The following is a 16,702-nucleotide window of genomic DNA, read 5'->3' on the forward strand; positions in this document are numbered from 1 at the left end:
GCAATCTGTCCGTGATCGCGCGAACGTCTTCGTAAGGAATGGCGGTGGTTTCGCCGCGGCTCCGCCTGATCTCGTGAAGGCGGGGAGAAAACGCACGCACTGTGAGTGGCTTGGAGTCATCGCGAAATTCCTGAAAGACCCGCGTCTCGTCCACCATGTCAGCATAAGTTCTCGCAAGCGCAGTAGAAACCTTACGCTGGGCAAGCCGGTACTTTCGCAAGTTTTCGCGGGTCCACGGATCTCGCGCCATCTGGCGCTTGTCGACCTGCTTTCCGGTGAGCCGAACCGGCTTGGGAACGCGTGACGCGCAGAATCGCCACAGGCGCTGACAGTCCATCGATCGTGTCTCGAGATCGGTCTTCAACACGCGATTTTGCCGTTCCGTGTCTGCCACCGATGCGGCCGTCACCACATCATCCACCGCCTCGTCGACGCGAGCCCCGAATTCAATGCCCTTGCGAAGTCCGGCCTCCTGCCAGAACATGCGCAGGAGATCGTATGCGATGATGCTTCCGAGGCTGTGCCCGACAACGATGACGCGGTCGTAATAGGCTGGTGGTGGGCCACCCTTTTTCCAGCCGCCCTCCGGGGCTTTCTCGATATTGTGCAACGCTCGTAGAAGCTTCAAGCCACGCTCATGAACGGCAGCGCGCTTCTCGACCGTTGCGCCGTTGATCAGCACATAACGCGCCACATCGCCGAGATAGGGAACGATCACACTCTGGGCGAACATGCCGATGGCCGGGCCGATCACGATGAGCCAAGCCCCGAACGCAGATACGGCCCAGAGGGTGAAGAAGACCGATACGAACACCAGGAGTGACCAGAAGAGAACGGCCCCCCACAGATCTGTGCCATTGGGGAGCCACGATGGGTGAACGGATTTCGCAGAAAAGCTCCTGCAGGTCTCAAGGAGCCGTGTCCTCGAGCTGAAAAACACATAAAGCGCCATGGCCAAGGCGAGGACCGAAGCCAGCGTCGTCGCATGGGTGAAGATTTGAGTTTCCGGGTTTATATCCGGAACGCTTCGGGCCGATTGGATGGCTTGACTGAGCCAGTATGACAAATAGCCGCCTGTCGGCGGCGGTTCGCAAACCCCAAAAACACTGCAGTAAACTGTGTCGACAAGACGCTTGAAGTTTTCTTCGACCCAACTCTGGAAAGTGAGCAGGCTATTACTCGCTTGATTCTCCCCGATCCTGTCAAATGTCTTGATCAAGCCAACGAACGAGAAGCCAACCGTGAAAATGGTGAGCATCCACAGAAAATACCAGGCGCTCCTGACACCTTTGGGAACCTGATAAGGCCATCGCAAAAGAAGCCCGAAGACCCAGGCCTTCGTGTGCTCCCAAGTCGTGCCCTGCATAATGTCTTGCCAGTAGAGCTCGTAAAAATCGGTTCTGGTGCCATCATTGTCGGGCGGCGTCGTGATGCGCGACAGTTCGGCAGAGCCAGTTCGTGCATCCGGGACGATCCAGAGGTGATTGATCCAGTTCTCGTCGTCGGCTTTGAAGCACGGCTTTGCTTTTCGCGGAGGTTCGCATTGCTCGGGCGATAGCAAGTTCTGGAACTTCCGCGTCAGACGCGTGTCTTTCTCCCACACCTCTCGCACGAAAGAACGCAGGGTCTCCATGGGGCGCTGTTCGCCCATGCCGTGAATGACAAGCACGGCCTGACGGCGGACTGTCGTGCCATCCTTGCCTGACAGCTCGGTCGTGTCATGCGGTTCATCGGGGGTCTCTTGCTCGAGGACGTCCTGATCGGCTGCAGCCATGAGTGTCTCTCCCGCACGCTGGCGTGAGAGTTGCGCAAGAATTAACCCGCGTCAATACTTAAAATGACCTAAGGTTAGGCGGCGCCGATCAGGCGGTAGCTCACCTTGCTCGGATCGGGCGCATAGGCCGATTCCGAACGGGCCAGATCGCCGATCCGGTCGTGGTGCGGAGATTTCACGCAGGCCGGGTCGGTCGCGGCTGCCTCACCCACGAGGGCAAGCGCCTGACAGCGGCAGCCGCCGAAATCGACATGCTTCCTTTCGCAGGAACGGCACGGCTCCTGCATCCAGTCCGTGCCGCGATAAGCCTCGAAGGCCGGACCCTTGTACCAGACATCGGCGAGGTCATGGTCGCGCACCGACCAGAAGTCGAGATGCTCGATCGTCTCGGCCGCATGGCAGGGCAGCACCTTGCCCGATGGGGTGACGGACAGCGTGCGCGTACCCCATCCACCGTTACAGAGCTTGGGATACTTCGCGTAATAATCCGGAAAGACCGCATCGATGACGAGCGTGCCCTTCAGCCGCTCGCGGGCCTCTTCCACCTGCTCGATTGTCCTGTCCACATCGGCCTTGGACGGCATCAGATGGGCTCGGTTCTTCAGCGCCCAGCCGTAATATTGGGTGTGGGCGATCTCGATGCGTTTCGCACCGAATTCCACCGCCTTCTCGATCATCACCGGGACCTGATGGATGTTCTGGCGATGGATGACCGAGTTGAGGGTGAGGGGGAAGCCGCGTGCCACCACCTGCCTGGCGAAGGCCTGCTTGCGCTCGAACGCGCCTTTCATGCCGGCGACGGCGACCGTGATCTCTTCGTCGGCCCCTTGCATGGAGAGCTGGATGTGGTCGCAGCCAGCCTCGAATAGCGCATCGAGCTGGCTTTCCTTCACACCAACGCCGGAGGTGATGAGATTGGTGTAAAGGCCGACTTCAGCGGCATGGCGGGTGAGTTCGACGATATCCTTGCGCGCGCAGGGCTCGCCGCCCGAAAGGTGCAGGTGGATGACGCCCAGCTCGGCCGCCTGGGAAAACACCCGCTTCCACGTCTCGGTATCGAGCTCCGCCGAGCGGCCCTCGAGTTCGATGGGGTTGGAGCAGTAGGTGCAGCGCAAGGGGCAACGATGGGTAAGCTCGGCCAGAAGGCCGATCGGCGGTTGCGGCTTCGGCTTGGCGTTCGCCTGCGGGCGTTCGTCCAGTAGGGTCTCGCTCATGGTGTTCCTCCTACGCTCAGCCTGCGATGATCGTCTCGACCATCGGCTCGTCATGCTCAGGCCCCGACCCGAGCATCCAGTCGTTCCGCTTGCGGTGGCACCTCATAGTGCCCGGTCGCCTGCGTCTATCACCGTCTTTCCGCGCTGGATCCTCGGGATGGAGCCCGAAGATGACGGAGATCGATGGCTAAAGCGCCACCATCTGCTTGTCGCGAAGGTCGATCAGAAAGGCTTCCACGTCTGGCCGGATCACCGCCTCGTCGGCCGTGAAGACCGTCGCGAGGTCGGACACTATGCCGGCAAGACTGGTCTTTCCATCGACCCGCTTCAGGATCTCCACGGACACGCCGTCGATATTGTAGATGCGCTCGGGGCCGACGAGAATATACCCGCCACGCGCCTTATCCTCGCGAAACCTCACGCCGTGCGGAAGGTTTGGAATCGTATCGTCCGCAAGGTCGCTCATTCGGCTGCCTGGCTCGCTTCTTGGGCAAGCATGGTTCCGGGCTGCCAGGCATCGAAGGGCAGGTGACCCGGTTCGACATAGGCGTGCATCAGCGCGTCGAGCTGCGCCCAGAGAACCTGACACTTGAACTTGAGCGACTCGATTACCGCCTGCTGATCTTCCGGCGTTCGGGCGTTGTCCAGGCAGTAGTTCAGCGCGAAATCGCTGTCGCGCTTGGCCTGAACCGGGCGCTTGTCGAAATAGGCGAGGGTTTCCCGAGAGATGAAGTCGTAATGCTCCAGCATCCCTTTCGTGCGGATGCCGATCACATTCGGCGAGAACAGCTCCGTCAGCGAGGATGCGATCGCCTCCAGAAGCGTGCGCTCGCGCACGAAATGCACATAGGCGTCGACCGCAAACCGGGTGCCCGGCAGAATACCGTTCCCCGACATCACATAATCGCGGTCGAGCCCGACACCGTCGGTCAGCGCGATCCACTTGACGATACCGCCGCGTTCCTCCGGAGAGCCATCATGGTCGATGATGCGTTCGCGCCATTCCTGGCGAAGCTCCACCGTGCCGAGCCGTGCCAGAATGAAGCTGTCCTTCACCGGGATCATTGACTGGTAGTAGTAGCGGTTCAGCGCCCAGGCCTGCACCTGTTCGCGCGAAAGCCGGCCTTCCTGAAGCATGATCTGGAAGGGATGATTGGAATGATAGCGGGTCTTGCCGATCTCGCGAAGCGCTGCTTCGAGATCGGATCTGGACATCATTTCGGTCATAGCTCGAGTTCCATACCGTCATAGGCGACCTGCCACCCGGCCGCCTCGACTGTCTGTTTTTCCCCCGATCCATCGATCCAGATCGGATTTGTATTGTTGATGTGAATATAGACGCGCTCGCCGATTATCGCGCCGTCGAAAGCGGAAAGGCTCCCGCCCTCACCGGAGATGGGCATGTGGCCCATGCGCCTGCCGGTCTTGACGCCGACACCGGCATTCTTCATTTCCTCGTCGACGAAGACCGTCCCGTCGAAGAGAAGGGCATCCGCTCCCGATACACGCGCTTTCAGGCTTTCGGGCACATGGGCGCAGCCGGGGATGTAGAACAGCGTCTTCCCGTGGGCCGAAAGCTTGACGCCCACGGTCATTTCGCTTTCCTCGCCAACATCCACGCTATCCGTCTCGAGATAGAGCGGCACCTTGCCGGGAACCGAGAAGAGCTCGGCCGTGAGGCCGGGGACCGGTTCGAACGGCTCGCCTACGGCGATCTTGCGCTTGGCGACATGGTTCGGATCGAGAACCTGAAACACCGGATTGGCCGAAATGATATCGTGGACGCCGCCGGTCGCGTAGAGCGTGAAATCCTGCTTCTCGCGAAGCGTCAGGAGGCCGGCGGTGTGATCGACATCGCCATTGGTGATAAGGACGGAGGCGATCGGCGAGGACCGTTTCGCGCCGTCCCGCGCAATTGACGTCGCGTTCGGCCGCATGGGCTCGAGCTGCATGATCTGTTGTCTCAGATCGGGCGAGGCGTTGAGCAGAAGCCAGTTTTCGTCGTCAGCCGTGACGGCGATGGACGATTGTGAACTCGCGCGAACTCTCTCGTCTCCGTCCCAGAAGAGGCGACAGGTTTCGCACAGGCAGTTCCACTGGGGGTAGCCGCCTCCTGCAGCGGCCCCTAAAACCAAAAGCCGCAGGCGGGGTTTCCCCCGCCCACGGCTATCAGACATGGTCTGCAACTTAGAATTCGATCGGCATGTAGCCGTTGATTTCCATTGCAACGCAAACTTCGGTGATAACGGGCTTATTCCAGGCCATTCTAGTCTCCCATTTGTGTTCTCTGCGAGCAATCCGATGCTCGGCACCGGTGCCCAACCGACTCTTACATAGCAAAAGGGGGGCCGGTATAGAAGGGTCGTTCACGCGCGACCAATGGATAAGGGAAAAAGTCCCGGCTCGGTCGGGGGTGCCGAAAAGCACGGATTTCCATAGGTCGCGAGCCCGCCTCCGCCAACTCGAAAGCGTTTCAGTCGTTCTCCGTTGCCCTGTTCCCGACTGGCTCACCCCGGCGCAAGCTTGAGGCCCGATAAGCGTTAACCGGTCCTTAACGATTGGCGGGCGGCGATGCTGCCTGCCGTAAGTTTCGGACCCGACAAAACTGACTGTTGGCACCGAAAGCGAAGGCACGAGCCATGGCGATCGACACGATGAAGAGCGCGCCCCTTGCCGCAATCGGCTCAGGCGGCCGAGAAACCAACAAGGGTGGCCGTGAAATCCTCTTCGCCATGGCGGTGGTGTTCGTTCTCACCGTTCTCTTCGTTCCGATCCCGTCATTCCTGATCGACATGGGGCTCGCCCTGTCGATCGCACTCGCCGTCCTGATCCTGATGGTGTCTCTGTGGATCGAGAAGCCGCTCGAATTCTCCGCCTTTCCGACGGTCCTGCTTCTTGCGACCATGCTGCGCCTCTCGCTCAACATCGCGACGACGCGCGTTATCCTGTCAGAGGGGCATGAGGGCGTGAACGCTGCGGGCCATGTCATCGGTGGCTTTTCGAACTTCGTCATGGGCGGCGACTTTTTCATCGGTCTCGTGGTCTTCGCCATCCTGATCATCGTCAACTTCATGGTGATCACCAAGGGCGCGACCCGTATCGCGGAGGTCGGCGCGCGCTTCACCCTCGATGCGATCCCCGGCAAGCAGATGGCAATCGACGCGGATCTGTCCGCCGGTCTCATCAACGAGAAGGAAGCCCAGACCCGGCGCAAGGAGCTGGAAGAGGAATCCTCGTTCTTTGGCGCGATGGACGGTGCCTCGAAATTCGTGCGCGGCGATGCAATCGCCGGCCTCATCATCACCGGGGTAAACATCTTCGGCGGCATCATCATCGGCATCATGCGCCATGACATGGATGCAAGCTCGGCGGCGGACGTCTTCACCAAGCTCTCCGTCGGCGATGGTCTCGTCTCCCAGATACCGGCTCTCATCATTTCTCTTGCAGCCGGCCTTCTCGTCTCCAAGGGCGGGACGCGCGGCGCAGCCCAGCTCGCGGTCGTCGGCCAGCTCGGCAAATATCCTCGCGCTCTCTCGGTCGCGGCCGCTCTGATGATCTGTCTCGCGCTGATGCCGGGCCTGCCCTTCGTGCCCTTCACCGCGCTCGGCGGCATGCTCGCCTTCGTCGCCTTCGTCATCCCCAAGCGCCGGGCCGAAGCGATCGCCCAGGAAACCGCACAGAAGCAGGCCGAGGAGAAGGCCGCCGTCGCAAGCGAGAAAAACTCGGTCAAAGAGAGCCTGAAGATCGTCGAGATCGAGCTCGTCCTCGGCAAGCAGATGTCGGCCCATCTTCTCCTGCAGCGCGACGAACTCGCCCACCGCGTGCAGAAGATGCGCCGCCGCTTTGCCTCGCGCTACGGTTTCGTCGTCCCGGAGATCAAGCTGTCCGACGACCTCGCCATCGGCCCGAAGAGCTACGAGATCAAGGTTCACGGCACCACGGTGGCGACGCAGGAGATGCGCCTCGGCGAGCTTCTCATCGTGCTCGGCGATATGCCGCCGCCCGAAGTGCCCCATGACATGACCAAGGAGCCGGCCTTCGGCATGAAGGCTGCGTGGATTTCGGAGAGCTTCGCCTCGGAGGTGAAGCGCCAGGGGCACGAGCCGATCGACACGCTTACCATCGTCCTCACCCATCTTTCGGAAATCTTGCGCAACAATCTTGCACAGCTTCTCTCCTACAAGGACATGCGGGCGCTGATCGATCGCCTGGAGCCGGAATACAAGCGGCTGATCGAGGAGATCATCCCGACCCACATGTCCTATTCGGGGCTCCAGTCGGTTCTCAAACTGTTGCTTGCCGAGCGCGTCTCGATCCGCAATCTCAACCTCATCCTCGAAGCCATCGCCGAGATCGCGCCCCATGTCCGGCGGTCCGAGCAGATCGTGGAGCATGTGCGCATGCGCATGGCGCAGCAGATCTGCGGCGACCTTTTGCACAATGGAACGCTCTCGGTCCTGCGCCTTGGAAACCAGTGGGATCTTGCCTTCCATCAGGCCCTCAAGCGCGATGCCAAGGGCGACGTCGTCGAATTCGACATCGATCCGCGCATCGTGGAACAGTTCGCGGAGGAGGCGACCAAGGTCATTCGCGAAAAGATGGATCAGGGCGAGGTCTTCGCACTCGTCGCGGCGCCCGATGCACGTCCTTACGTGCGCATGATGATCGAGCGGATCTTCGTCAATCTGCCCGTGCTCTCCCATGTGGAGATCGCGCGCGGCGTCGAGTTGAAGTCTATCGGATCAATCTCGTGAGCGAGGCCGCGTCAGCATTCATCTTTGCGCATTTCCTGATCTTTTGCCGGATCGGGACCTGTCTCATGCTGCTGCCCGGCTATTCCTCGAACCGCATTCCGACGCAGGTCCGCCTCTTTCTCGGCTTTGCGATCTCGCTGGCTCTCTCGCCCCTGCTCCTGCCTGAGATCGAGCCGCTCGTCGTCGGCGCAACCGATGCCGGGCGCTTGAAGCTCATCTTCTCGGAGGTGATGATCGGTTTCTTCATCGGCCTTCTCGGCCGGTGCTTCCTGATTGCCCTTTCGTTTTTCGGCTATGTCATCGCCAACGCGATCGGCATGGGCCAGCAGCTTGGCCCCGTCTATGAAGACGCGCCCGACCCGGTCATCGGAACGATGATCACGATAACCGCGACCACGCTCATCTTCGTGACGAACCTCCATGCCGAGATCGCCCGGGCGCTCGTCGATTCCTACAACGCGTTGCCTGCATCGGACGGCTTCGGCGTGCAGGCGAGCCTCATCAGTCTCACCGACAATCTCAAGCTCACCTTCGTCCTCGGTCTGCGTATCGCAAGCCCGTTCGTGCTCTATGCCGTCGTCGTCAATTTCGCGATCGGCCTTGCCAACAAGCTGACGCCGCAGATTCCCGTCTATTTCATCTCGCTGCCCTTCGTTCTCGCAGGTGGCCTGTTCCTGTTCAGCTATGTGATCGGTGACTTCCTGATCATCTTCATGAACAGTTTCGAAGGCTGGGTGATGAACGGATGAGCGCGGATTCGAGAAAGAAGCAGAAGCGGCTCGAGCGCGTCCTGAGGGTTCAGGTCCAGAAGCGTCAGATCGAGGAATGGGCGCTGGCGCAATTCAAACAGAAGCGTGTCGAGATCGACCAGGTCGATCAGGCAATCCTGGAAAGTCTCGATCCCACTTCGGAGCTTCACGGCCTCTTTATCGAGGCGAAGGTCAAAAGCTTGCGCCGGAACGACCTCGTGCGTCGGGAGAACGAGGAAAACCTCAAGGCGGGCGAGGTGCGTCTCGCCGAAGCGCGGCGCCGTGAGAAGGGCGTCGAACGCAAGGCCAAGCGGGCAGGGCGGGATGCGGCGGTGGAAGAGGGTGCGGCCGAACTCGAAGGCCATATCGAAAGTTTTCTCGCGCAGCTTTCAAACAGTCTCAGATAAGCCGCCGCGTTTAAATTCCTTAACAAGTCGTTTTCGCCCGATAGAGGAAGGCGCGTTCCGTCATGAGCTCATCGCCCATCGAAGGGATCAGACCCGTTCAATCTGCCAGTGCCGAACCTGTGGCCCGTATGGCTCCGCGTGTCGCCCACGAGGTCGACAAGCTTACGCCGATGCAGGAATTCGAATCCTTCACCCTGCGCAGCTTCGTCGAAGCCATGCTGCCATCCGAAGCGTCCAACTTCTTCGGCTCCGGCACGGCCGGCAATATCTGGCGCTCGATGATGGCCGAGCAGATCGGCGAGCAGATTGCCCGGGCCGGCGGTATCGGTATCGCGGAGACGATCGCCAAGGACCGGGGCATTGAAACGGACGCTGCCGGCGAAATCAGGACCCAGCAAGGCCAGAGCGCTCGAATGCGGTTCGACGCAGTGCTTGCTTCGACCACCATGCCGTAATCCGTGACGCTGTGACGGCAGGCGGCCTTTTTGACCAAACCCGTGCTGCAGACCGAAGACTTCGAGCGGAATGGCGCTCTCGACCTGCCGCATTTCGCTCCGGCGCACATCCCCAAGAGGAGTACACTTCATGCAGACCGCCCTTTCCAATGCCGTCGACCGTCTCGAAGCGGTGCTCACCAGTGAAATCGACGCTCTTGCAAAAGGCCGCCGGATCGATCTGCTCGAATCGGCCGGCCGCAAGAACCAGTCTCTGCTCGAACTGACGCGGCTGACGCGCGGCCTCAGCGTCGACGGCCTCGATGGCCATACGCGCGAGCGCCTTGCCGGTCTGCGTCAGCGCCTCCAGGAGAACGAGACCGTGCTCGCGCGCCATGTCAGGGCAAGCCACGAAATCTCGGCGATCATGGCGCGGTCGATCGAGGCGGCCGAATCCGATGGCACCTATTCAAGCCGGCCTGAATTCGCGGGACGTGTCCGGTGATCAAGCTCATCATCGTCGGTGTGTGGGCGATCGTCGTCGCCCTCGGCTCCAGCTATGCTGTCATGTCCATGTCCGGCGGATCCGAGGAGGTGGCCAAGGAAGAGCACGCCGACTATTACGCCGGCCTCGACTATCGCTCGACGGACGCGATCACCGTTCCGATGATCTCTGACAGCAAGCTTCAGGGATATATCATTGCACGCTTCGTCTACACGATCGATGGGACTATCGCGAACAAACTCGCTGTGCCGCCTGAGCCGTTCGTGCTGGACGAGGCCTTCCGCCGCCTCTACGCCAGCGACAATTTCGATTTCGACAATCCTCAGCGCTACGATCTGTCGGTGCTCATGGAGACGATCAAAGTCTCGGTGAACGCGCGCTACGGGGAAGATCTGGTCAAAGAGGTTCTGGTCGAGCAGTTCGACTATATTCCCAAGGGATCGACCCGCGCACCGGCCTGACGGGATCGTCCAATTTGCGGGACATATGACGGGCACCAAAAAGGCCGGGACGTTCGACGTCCCGGCCTTGATGTTTCCCGGATCCCGAATGACCGCCGGCCAACTCTTGAACCGGGCTCAATCAGTGAGCGGCCCAATCAGCCGCCGAAGATGCCGCTCAGCAGACCGCCCGCAATGCCGGTTTCACGATAGACCCCGCGGCCGCCCTGGCCCTCGGGGCCGATCACCACCACCTTCGTTCCGCTCGGGACGCGGCTGTAAAGATGGGCGACGTCCTCGTTCATCATGCGGATACAGCCTGAAGAGAGCCGCCGGCCGATGGTCCATGGCTGGTTCGTGCCATGGATGCGAAACAGGGAATCGTGACCGCCGCGATAGAGATAGAGAGCTCGGGCGCCGAGCGGGTTCTTGGGCCCGCCGGCCATGCGCGCCGGCAGAATGTGGCCCTTGCGGCGCTCGCGGATGACCATCTCTTTCGGCGGAATCCAGTCCGGCCATTCCGCCTTGCGTCCGACCTTCATATTGCCGGACCAGCCGAAGCCTTCCTTGCCGACGCCCACGCCATAGCGCGTCGCGCGGCCACCCGGCTCAACAAAGTAGAGATAGCGACGGCGCGTATCGACGATGATCGTACCGGGCTTTTCGCTCGTCTCGATGCTGACGGCGGTCCGGTTGAAAGCGGCGGAAGGGCGTCGCTGCTGCATCATCGTGCGACGCATTACGCGCGGACTGTCCGCAGACTCCCAGGTTCCTGTGGCGTAGTTGTAGACACGCGAATCCGCATGAGCGCCCGAGATCGAGCTGGTTGCGACAATCGCAGACGCAGCGGCGCCGATGAGCCACTTTCCGAAAGACATCAGGTTTCTCCAGCCGATGGTCGGACCTTCTCGTGAGGTCTTTGACTTAATTTTAACACAATTTCGCCGCCGTTCCAACACGCTTGCACGCCGAAAGGTTCCAACTATACGGTGAATGTTACGTATAGGTATGTCGTCGGTCGCTCAGAGGACGACCACTTTCGTCCCGACCCGCGCCCTCTCGTAAAGTTCTTCGACATCCTGGTTTCGCATCCGGATGCAGCCCGAAGACACGGCCTGACCGATCGTCCAGGGCTGGTTCGTGCCGTGAATGCGGTAGAGGGTTGAGCCGAGATAGAGCGCGCGCGCGCCAAGCGGATTTGCAACGCCGCCCGGCATGAAGGCTGGCAGATCGCGCCCCTTCTTCTTCTCGCGGGCGATCATTTCCTTCGGCGGCGTCCAGCTCGGCCATTCCTTCTTGGCCGTGATGTTATGTGTTCCGCGCCAGGAAAAGCCGGGCTTCCCGACGCCGACGCCGTAGCGCATCGCCATCCCGTTCGCTTCAACGAGGTAAAGGAAGCGCGCATTGGTATCGATGACGATCGTCCCTGCGGCTTGGCTCGTCTGATAGGGGACACGTTGCGGGAGGAATTCCGGCGATGTCACGCGCCTTGGTGCGACCTCCCGGACGGGGTTCTGCCAAGTCGCAGCTGTGCGCGGATACCGGGGCTGAACCGACTGGCGCGTTGCCCTTGTTTGCGGTGCATAGCGCGGTGCCGCCGGCTGCCTTGTGATCACCTGCCGCGCGCCGAACGGATCGGGGGAAAAGATGCTGCGCCCGCTGCTGACCCGTTGCCTCGGTTGCGCTCCGCCGAAGACGACACCGGCGGCATTGACCCGTTGCGAGCGCTTCAGCTGCTGCAGCCACGCTTCGCGGGCCTCCTGCGGCGCAACCGCCGGCTGTTGCTGGTAATAACGCTGGCCCGCTTCGGCCTTTGAGACGGCCGCACTGAGGGAGCCGATGGCAAGAAACGCCGAAAGGGCGATCGCGAATTTGGGAAGATGGTGATCCATTAAGGTCCGGTCCAATCGACGCGCCGGCCTGAAGCCGGCTGATTGCTCTCGATTGTGTCGGGTGTGGGAAACCGAAACGTTAAGCGAATGTCTCCATTATTCGGAAAGGTTAACGATCGGTTTCGCGATGAGATGCCGCGCGGATTTCGAGACGCCGCCCGGTTGGATCGGCCGGAACGAGGTATCACGCCACCGGACAATATTTGGCCCATGGCCAATTCTCGTCCGGCGCACGGCTCAAAAACCGTCGGTATCAAGCCTGAGAGCGATCGATCTCGCCGTTGAGGAAGGCTTCCGCATTTGCGAGGGACTTCAGCCCGGTCGGCGTACCGAAGACCTCGAAGACGTGGCAGCCGCCGTTGTAGAGGGCGATCCGGGCGTCGTTTCCGGCCGCCCGCCAGCGCATTGCCATGAAGAGTGAGTCGTCGAGGAGCAGATCCTTCGTGCCGCAGGAGAAATAGGCCGGGGGCAGGGCAGTGAGGTCGGCGTAGAGCGGCGAGTTTCTGGGGTCCCGCAGGGCTTCGGGTTCGGGAACGGCGAGCGAGGAAAAGGTCGCGACGTCTCGCGTATTCAGGATCAGCCGATCTTCTCCGAAATTCCTGACGCTCGGCGTCATGCCCATGTCGTAACAGCCGGCCACGAGCAGGGCGGCCCGGAACGGCTGCGAGCCGGCTTCGTCCCGCAGGCGGATGAGCGTGAGGGCAGACAGGTGCGCCCCGGCCGACTCGCCACCGATTGCGAGCCATTCGGTCGGCAGATCCGCGATGTCTCCGGCAGCCAGGGCAAGAGCTGCCTCGAAGCAGTCGTCGCCTGCCGCCGGAAACGGATGCTCCGGCGCCAGCCGATAGTCGACGGATACCGTTGCAAGTCCTGTCGCTTCTGCAAGCTGCCGCAGGCGGGGATCGCTCTCGAACGGTTCGCCGAACACCCAGCCGCCGCCATGGATGTGAAGGAACGTCCCGCGGGCCTCTCGGGTCTTTGGCCGCATCACCCGCACGGGGATTGCCCGTCCGTCCCTTCCGGGAACGAAGAACATTTCGGCATCGGGGTCCGGTTGGCGCTGGGGGAAGATGCCTTTGCCCTCGAGCCTTGCCTTGCGAACCGTCTCGATCGGAAAGGACCAGGTGTCAGGACGCTTGTCATGCTCGCTGCGGAGATAGGCGTTGAGGTCGCGTAAATCGTCCGGCATGTGAGCGGGATCGAAGGTCGAGGCGTCGGGAAGAGAAGACATGGAAGAGGTGGCCCGTGGTTTGGAATGCGTCTGCTGCCGCGTCATCTAGACCCGGCGCCAAAGCCTGCCAGTTGAAGGCGCAGGACGACAGGACAAGACCGGGACGCGGACATCATGCAGCAGCACATCGAAACCATCGAGATCGCGACACGCGGACAAGGCTTTACCGATGTCACGGCGGAGATCGCGAAGCGTCTGAACGCCGCCGGGGCGGGCGACGGACTTGTCACGCTTTTTATCCGGCACACCTCCGCTTCACTGACGATCCAGGAAAATGCCGATCCCGATGTGCGTCATGATCTTCTGAATGCGCTCGATCGGCTGGCTCCGCAGGACGAAGACTACGTCCACACCATCGAGGGGCCGGACGACATGCCGGCCCATATCAAGACCATGCTGACGGGCACCCATCTGGCCGTTCCGGTCTCGAAGGGCCGGATGATGCTCGGCACCTGGCAGGGGGTCTATCTGGTCGAGCACCGGGCGCGGCCGCATCGCCGGGAGATCGTCGTCCATTTCGCCGGCGAAATCCGCGGCGGCTGACGGTTCTGGTACCGCCCCGATCCTGACGGGCATCGCTCCGTCAACGCCGCTGATCATCACCAGAAGCATCAGGTCAGCGACGAGATTTTGGTGCGGAACGCGCTAAAACTAACTTCAACCAATCCACCGAAGGACTATCCCCATGGAAATCATCACGCTTCAGCCTGTCGTTGCATTGATCGCGGGTGTGCTGATCCTGATCATGCCCAGGCTCCTCAGCTACATCGTCGCCCTTTATCTGATCTTTGTTGGGCTCACCGGGCTGTTTCCAGATCTGATCAACCAGATCACCGCGGGCAATTGATCTATGAGCACGGGTCAGGAACGGGTCGTCGTCCTTGGAGGGGGAGCCGGCGGGCTTGAACTTGCCTGCCATCTGACCGGGAAGGAGGGGCTCTCGGTCACGCTGGTCGATATGAATGGCGCTCATGTCTGGAAGCCGCGCCTTCACGAATTTGCCGCTGGCACGGTGGATTCGACGCTTTCGGAGATGAGCTTCTACATGCTTGCCGCGATGCGCGGCTTCACCTTCGAACAGGGAAAGGTTCTCTCGATCAACCGGCAGGCACGAACGGTTCACCTCGCCGGCGTCAGCAGCCAGCACGGCTCGATCCAAGGGCCCGCTCGCAATATCGAATATGACCGTCTCGTCATCGCATTGGGCGGTGTAACGCCGGATTTCGGCACGGACGGCGTTGCCGAACATGCCGTGCGGCTTGACGAAAAGTCCGATGCCGACGATTTCCGCGATCTGTTCATCGCCGCGATCCTGCGTGCCCGCGAAAATCGCGAACCGGCCCGGATTTCGATCGTCGGCTCCGGGGCAACCGGCACCGAACTTGCAGCTCATCTCAGGGTGGCCGAACGCGGCTTCATCAACAAGGCTGTGCTGGAAAGCGATCCGCCGCTTCTCGATATCTCCATTCTGGAGGCAGCCCCCGAAATCATGCCGGGAGCGTCGGACGAACTGCGCAAGGCCGTGCTGGAACGTCTGGATAAACTCGATATCAAGACGAAAACCAACGCCAAGATCGCGGCCGTCGAAAAGAACGCAGTTGTCGCCGCCGATGGCGAACGCTGGCCGACCGATATCACGGTCTGGGCCGCCGGCCTCGTGGGCAATCCGTGTCTCGCCGGTCTCTGCGATTTCGAGATGGACAAGAAAGGGCGAATTTCCGTCGACGGCAAATTGAGAACCACGGTCGACGATCGCGTCTATGCCCTTGGCGATGCGGCAAGCTTCAAGTCGGAGCCCGATGCCGCGCCCTTGCCGCCGACGGCCCAGTGCGCGAGCCAGCAGGCCACCTATCTCGCCAGCGCTCTTCCCAGGGCGATCGCTGGCGGAACGCCGAACGACTTCAAATATGACGATAAGGGACGCCTTCTGTCACTCGCCAGTGGCGGCTCCGTGGGAAGTATCAGTCTGTTCCGGTCCAAGAACGATATCCTCGTCCACGGCCAGTTCGCACGCGCGGCCTATGATTCGATCCAGCGCCGGCACCAGTGGTCCGTGCTGGGTTATCTGAAGGGAACGGTCGCGATCTTCGCCGATTCAATCTCGCCGACCAAGGGGCCTGCGCTCAAACTGCATGGCTGATACGATATCCGTTTGATCAAGCCGGGTACCGTATCGAAGCCCCAGACGGCGGGTGAGCGTTTGCAGATCCGTTATCGCGTAGCGATCAAACGGATTTCGTATGATACCGCATCCCGTCTTAAATCGAGGGGCCCGTGAGCTTTTCGGAAAGCCGGCCCACGGCATCCTGCGCCGATTTGAGAGCCGGATAAACGTCGAGCACCTCGCCGTAGACTTCGAGCGCCTTCTCGTTCTCGTCGGTGCGTTCGAGAATAAGCGCGAGGCCCATCAGCGCGCCCCAGTGGCGCGGTTCGCGGGCAAGGGTCTGCTCGATATCGGAGATCGACTTGCCGTAGTCGCCGCTGGCAAAATGCGCCGTCGCGCGCCGGTTCCAGGCCTCAACGTAATCGGGCTCCAGAACCAGAACCTGATCCAGCAGATCGAGGACGGCGTCGTTCTGCTTGTGCCCCATGGCCTGGGTCGCGCGGCGCATCAGGAGATCGATCGTCGCACTGCCGCTGTCCTGCCAGCGCCGCTGGATCTTGCGGGCGGTGCGCTTGGCCTCGTCCTCGTCGCTGATCCGTTTCAGGTCGGCAAAGAGCGTATCCAGCGTTTCGGGCTGCTGTTCGGCCGGTTCGGCGAGATCTGTCGATGCGGCGCCGTCCGCGTTTCCGGGTGGCAAATCGGCCGTTCCATCCTCCTCATCGTCGAGAGGAACGCCAAACGCTTCGGGTGGCACGTCCGGCTCGGCATCGGGGGCCGGCCTCACCATGGGGCCTTCTTCACCGGACCCCGGCGGAAGTGGCACCTCAGGCATCGCGCCGGGTGCACCGTCGTCGGGATTGATGATCGACGGATTACGGGTCTCCTGGGCACCACCCGTCGTCGGCGTAAGGCCGAGCGCGGTCGTGAGAAGGAGAATCGAGGGCAAACGAAAAACGGCTTTCATGAGCCCGAGACTATCGACCTCATGAAAGCCGTCAAACTGAAAATACCGTGAGACGCACCGATTGACGATGCGCCTCAGCCGATTTTCAACACGCGCATATCAGCCCTGACGAGCCTTGAAGCGCGGGTTCTGCTTGTTGATGATGTAGATACGGCCCTTGCGGCGCACCATGCGGTTTTCGCGGTGGCGGGATTTGAGGGCCTTCAGCGAGTTCTTGATCTTCATAGCGGTCTC

General features: G+C 61.2%; 19 protein-coding genes. 9 read left to right on the forward strand and 10 right to left on the reverse strand.

The window, feature by feature from the left end; genetic code table 11:
• Positions 1 to 1,848: 1,848 nt before the first annotated feature.
• From pqqE to pqqA, 5 genes are all read right to left on the reverse strand, one after another.
• A complete protein-coding gene (pqqE, locus tag ABDX79_RS08275; RefSeq protein WP_346219801.1) occupies positions 1,849 to 2,988 on the reverse strand; it encodes a pyrroloquinoline quinone biosynthesis protein PqqE in 1,140 nt (379 codons plus the stop codon).
• 187 nt (positions 2,989 to 3,175) lie between these two features.
• On the reverse strand, positions 3,176 to 3,454 hold the full coding sequence (gene pqqD / locus ABDX79_RS08280) for a pyrroloquinoline quinone biosynthesis peptide chaperone PqqD (RefSeq protein WP_346219802.1): 279 nt from the start codon (positions 3,452 to 3,454) through the stop codon (positions 3,176 to 3,178).
• Positions 3,451 to 4,206 carry a pyrroloquinoline-quinone synthase PqqC gene (gene pqqC, locus ABDX79_RS08285; protein ID WP_346219803.1) on the reverse strand — a complete coding sequence of 252 codons (756 nt, stop codon included), beginning with the start codon at positions 4,204 to 4,206 and terminating at the stop codon, positions 3,451 to 3,453. Before pqqC ends, pqqD begins: the two co-directional genes overlap by 4 nt.
• Before the next feature lie 5 nt (positions 4,207 to 4,211).
• Positions 4,212 to 5,132 carry a pyrroloquinoline quinone biosynthesis protein PqqB gene (gene pqqB / locus ABDX79_RS08290; protein ID WP_346219866.1) on the reverse strand — a complete coding sequence of 307 codons (921 nt, stop codon included), beginning with the start codon at positions 5,130 to 5,132 and terminating at the stop codon, positions 4,212 to 4,214.
• A gap of 43 nt (positions 5,133 to 5,175) precedes the next feature.
• The gene (gene pqqA, locus ABDX79_RS19685; protein WP_007067894.1) at positions 5,176 to 5,253 is read right to left on the reverse strand and encodes a pyrroloquinoline quinone precursor peptide PqqA; all 78 of its coding nucleotides are present in this window, start codon (positions 5,251 to 5,253) and stop codon (positions 5,176 to 5,178) included.
• A gap of 374 nt (positions 5,254 to 5,627) precedes the next feature.
• Here pqqA and flhA point away from each other — a divergent pair, with 374 nt between their 5' ends.
• The 6 genes from flhA to ABDX79_RS08320 all read left to right on the forward strand — a co-directional run bounded on the left by flhA (position 5,628) and on the right by ABDX79_RS08320 (position 10,298).
• Positions 5,628 to 7,742, forward strand: coding sequence for a flagellar biosynthesis protein FlhA (flhA, locus tag ABDX79_RS08295; protein ID WP_346219804.1), 2,115 nt, complete (start codon positions 5,628 to 5,630; stop codon positions 7,740 to 7,742).
• Entirely contained in the window at positions 7,739 to 8,491 is a 753-nt protein-coding gene (locus ABDX79_RS08300; protein ID WP_346219805.1) for a flagellar biosynthetic protein FliR, read from the forward strand. Before flhA ends, ABDX79_RS08300 begins: the two co-directional genes overlap by 4 nt.
• Entirely contained in the window at positions 8,488 to 8,898 is a 411-nt protein-coding gene (locus ABDX79_RS08305; protein WP_346219806.1) for a hypothetical protein, read from the forward strand. The genes ABDX79_RS08300 and ABDX79_RS08305 overlap by 4 nt, the downstream gene beginning before the upstream one ends.
• Positions 8,899 to 8,960: 62 nt before the next feature.
• Positions 8,961 to 9,353, forward strand: coding sequence for a rod-binding protein (locus ABDX79_RS08310; protein WP_346219807.1), 393 nt, complete (start codon positions 8,961 to 8,963; stop codon positions 9,351 to 9,353).
• 130 nt (positions 9,354 to 9,483) lie between these two features.
• Positions 9,484 to 9,837: a flagellar protein FlgN gene (locus ABDX79_RS08315; protein WP_346219808.1), complete on the forward strand. Its 354-nt coding sequence runs from the start codon at positions 9,484 to 9,486 to the stop codon at positions 9,835 to 9,837.
• Positions 9,834 to 10,298: a hypothetical protein gene (locus ABDX79_RS08320; RefSeq protein WP_346219809.1), complete on the forward strand. Its 465-nt coding sequence runs from the start codon at positions 9,834 to 9,836 to the stop codon at positions 10,296 to 10,298. Before ABDX79_RS08315 ends, ABDX79_RS08320 begins: the two co-directional genes overlap by 4 nt.
• A 137-nt stretch (positions 10,299 to 10,435) precedes the next feature.
• Here ABDX79_RS08320 and ABDX79_RS08325 read toward each other — a convergent pair whose 3' ends face one another.
• The 3 genes from ABDX79_RS08325 to ABDX79_RS08335 form a co-directional block, all read right to left on the reverse strand.
• The gene (locus ABDX79_RS08325) at positions 10,436 to 11,155 is read right to left on the reverse strand and encodes a L,D-transpeptidase (RefSeq protein WP_463671136.1); all 720 of its coding nucleotides are present in this window, start codon (positions 11,153 to 11,155) and stop codon (positions 10,436 to 10,438) included.
• A 144-nt stretch (positions 11,156 to 11,299) separates the two neighbouring features.
• The gene (locus ABDX79_RS08330) at positions 11,300 to 12,169 is read right to left on the reverse strand and encodes a L,D-transpeptidase (protein WP_346219810.1); all 870 of its coding nucleotides are present in this window, start codon (positions 12,167 to 12,169) and stop codon (positions 11,300 to 11,302) included.
• Between the two features lie 253 nt (positions 12,170 to 12,422).
• Positions 12,423 to 13,400 (reverse strand): alpha/beta hydrolase, encoded by a 978-nt coding sequence (locus ABDX79_RS08335; protein ID WP_346219811.1) that lies wholly within the window; start codon positions 13,398 to 13,400, stop codon positions 12,423 to 12,425.
• A 114-nt stretch (positions 13,401 to 13,514) separates the two neighbouring features.
• On the opposite strand from ABDX79_RS08335, the gene ABDX79_RS08340 reads away from it, so the two are divergent.
• The 3 genes from ABDX79_RS08340 (at position 13,515) to ABDX79_RS08350 (ending at position 15,540) form a co-directional block, all read left to right on the forward strand.
• On the forward strand, positions 13,515 to 13,943 hold the full coding sequence (locus ABDX79_RS08340; protein WP_346219812.1) for a secondary thiamine-phosphate synthase enzyme YjbQ: 429 nt from the start codon (positions 13,515 to 13,517) through the stop codon (positions 13,941 to 13,943).
• A 142-nt stretch (positions 13,944 to 14,085) separates the two neighbouring features.
• The gene (locus ABDX79_RS08345; RefSeq protein ID WP_346219813.1) at positions 14,086 to 14,247 is read left to right on the forward strand and encodes a DUF3096 domain-containing protein; all 162 of its coding nucleotides are present in this window, start codon (positions 14,086 to 14,088) and stop codon (positions 14,245 to 14,247) included.
• Between the two features lie 3 nt (positions 14,248 to 14,250).
• The gene (locus tag ABDX79_RS08350; RefSeq protein WP_346219814.1) at positions 14,251 to 15,540 is read left to right on the forward strand and encodes an NAD(P)/FAD-dependent oxidoreductase; all 1,290 of its coding nucleotides are present in this window, start codon (positions 14,251 to 14,253) and stop codon (positions 15,538 to 15,540) included.
• 118 nt (positions 15,541 to 15,658) lie between these two features.
• Here the strand turns inward: ABDX79_RS08350 and ABDX79_RS08355 are convergent, their stop codons facing one another.
• Together ABDX79_RS08355 and ykgO are read right to left on the reverse strand one after the other, a co-directional pair.
• A complete protein-coding gene (locus tag ABDX79_RS08355) occupies positions 15,659 to 16,450 on the reverse strand; it encodes a tetratricopeptide repeat protein (protein WP_346219815.1) in 792 nt (263 codons plus the stop codon).
• A 117-nt stretch (positions 16,451 to 16,567) separates the two neighbouring features.
• A complete protein-coding gene (gene ykgO / locus ABDX79_RS08360) occupies positions 16,568 to 16,693 on the reverse strand; it encodes a type B 50S ribosomal protein L36 (RefSeq protein WP_007067880.1) in 126 nt (41 codons plus the stop codon).
• Positions 16,694 to 16,702 lie beyond the last annotated feature (9 nt).

Source organism: Fulvimarina fulva, from assembly GCF_039652615.1.
In the GTDB taxonomy this organism is placed as follows: Bacteria; Pseudomonadota; Alphaproteobacteria; order Rhizobiales; family Rhizobiaceae; genus Fulvimarina.